The organism is Vibrio sp. 10N.222.46.A1 (assembly GCF_041473595.1).
Taxonomy (GTDB): Bacteria; Pseudomonadota; Gammaproteobacteria; order Enterobacterales; family Vibrionaceae; genus Vibrio; species Vibrio tasmaniensis_A.
In genome coordinates this window covers 1-2,316 of sequence record NZ_JBFRSN010000798.1, presented here as the reverse complement: position 1 = coordinate 2,316, position 2,316 = coordinate 1, and the positions used below count along the sequence as shown (strand labels likewise).

Below are 2,316 nucleotides of genomic sequence, written 5' to 3'. Positions count from 1 at the left end.
GTATTAGCGTGTGTTTATGATCTTGGGGAATTAAGAGTTATTAATTTGGGCGATTATAAGAAATTGTTGTCTAATTCTGATAAAGATTTCATGACAGGATTGTATAATCGAAAATCTATAGAATATAAAAAGGTCATTGAGTGTTCTCGTTGTTATTATTACATTGATGCAAATCAGTTGAAGTTTCTCAATGATAGTCAAGGTCACCATGTAGGTGATCGAATGATAATAAATTTAGCTATGCGCTTCAAAAAAATAGCCGCACAAGGCATAGGGAAGGCGTATAGAGTCGGTGGCGATGAATTTGTATTAATTTGCCAAACGTCGGTTTCCAAGGAGTTACTTGAATATTTGTTGGAACAGAACCTCACCCAAGAAACAGAAAACGCTCTAAGCTTTAGTTTTGGCCGTTATCGAAGTGGTCCTAATGAATCTGTCGAAGATTGTATTTACAAAGCTGAATACTGTTGCCGTAAAGCAAAGTCCAACAATGAACCTTACCAAGATTGGCAGCAACAAGACGGGGTCATGCTCTATAGCTTACCGAACCTTAGAGTAGAAGCAGTTGAATTACTTAACTCGGATAGGTTGCTTTGCTTTGCTCAAAAAATTCATTCTTTAAAGGGTGTTGCTTCGAGCTATGAGCTACTGTGTCGTTTAAAAATGGAGGACGAAGAGGGACGTGAAAAAATCGTTTCTGCTGGTGAATTGCTCGATGTTGTAGCCTCTCATGGGCTTGAGAAGGAGCTCGATTCTCGTATGCTTACTTACGCAATTGGCTTACTTGAGCACTATTCAACTATTCAATTGTCATTAAATTTCTCAGTTAAAACCATTTTCGATATGAGTGTTATCGATCGTTTATGTCATCTACCCCCTTATATCCGTTCCCGTTTATGTGTTGAAGTGACTGAGCTTGTTTTTTATCGTGCAGATGAGAAGTTTCGAAAAATAGTAGAACGACTACAACACCACCAGATCATAGTTGCCTTAGATGATTTTGGTTCAGGTTATTCATCGTATTCAATTTTATCTGAAGGTTGTTTTGATACGATCAAGCTTGATGGTTCGCTCGTTGAAAATATTAACGGTTCTGATTTTAAGAAAAAAATGGTGCACTCATTAGTTGAGTTGGCAGAAATGAGCCAAACTAAAGTGGTTGCGGAACGTGTTGAAACAATTGAAGAATTAAGAATGTTAGAAGCGTTAGGCATTGACTTCATTCAAGGCTTTTATATTCATAAGCCAACTTTAGCCATTGAGATTTTTGATAATATGGCTAAAGAGGCGCGGGAATCAGAAAAAGCTGAGCGCAATCTAATTTGTGGTTTAACAAGTTAACTCATGTGTGGTCATTAGAATGTGAATAAAAGGAGTATCGATACTCCTTTTATTAATTCTGTTGATTATTGAGAGTCTATTGCTTGAGTTCATCTTCGAATATTTTGTCTCTCATTTTCCAAAAGCGCCCGACTTTACGTGCAATGACGAATTGAGGTGGGCGGAATCGATGTTGGTGAGCGACCACCTTCGTCGGTGAAGCTTCCTCAAACGGTCTGTGTCTGTCTGCAAGGTGAGGGCGAACAAACTGATCCTTAAAGTTCTGTTTCTGTTTCTTGGTGGTTAATGACCAAAACTCATGCACTTGTGCTTGGTTTTCTCCACGGTAAGTGACCTTAAGCTGCGACTTGCCTTTTTCGTCCTTGAGAACGTTAAGGTCCATTTCTAAACACTCAAACACCAACGCATCTTTGAGGTTTAACGCTTCCTTAAGCTTTTTATCTGGGTCGACCAAGGTGGCATCACACTCATGACAAATGCGCGCGGCAATGTCGTTGTCAGCGCCGCATTCACCACAATACTTAGCACGAAAACGATAGTTACAGTGCTCGCGTTCGCCCGTGTCTTCATCGGTAAAGTAGCCTTGGCATTTACGGCCAAAGTGTTCGAGTAAGAAGCCGTTGCTGTCTAGCTTGCCCCAGAAGTTATTATTGAAGCCGCAAGCAGGGCAGGGAATAGTGATGATTTCACTATCTGAGTCAGGCTTTGGGTCTCCGACCTCTGGTTGGTAAAGGTCGTAACTGTTGCCCGCATAGTCGAGCACTAAACACTCTTTTTTACCCGGAGATAGGCGTAAGCCACGGCCAACGATTTGTTGGTACAAGCTAATAGATTCTGTTGGGCGCAAAATCGCGATTAAATCCACATGGGGCGCATCAAAACCAGTGGTTAATACCGACACGTTAACCAAGAATTTGATTTTACGTTCCTTGAAATCACTGATGATTTGGTCACGTTCGAGTGTCGGTGTGTCGC

Annotated in this window: 2 protein-coding genes; one reads left to right on the top strand and one right to left on the bottom strand. The window is 40.9% G+C overall.

Features of this window, described 5'->3' with window-relative positions:
* Window positions 1–1,341: EAL domain-containing protein (locus AB4496_RS20240; protein WP_372131759.1), on the top strand; the 1,341-nt coding region annotated here is incomplete at its 5' end.
* A gap of 76 nt (window positions 1,342–1,417) precedes the next feature.
* On the opposite strand, the gene AB4496_RS20235 is transcribed toward AB4496_RS20240, so the two are convergent.
* The coding region (locus AB4496_RS20235) for a DEAD/DEAH box helicase (RefSeq protein ID WP_372131757.1) at window positions 1,418–2,316 on the bottom strand (899 nt) is incomplete at its 5' end.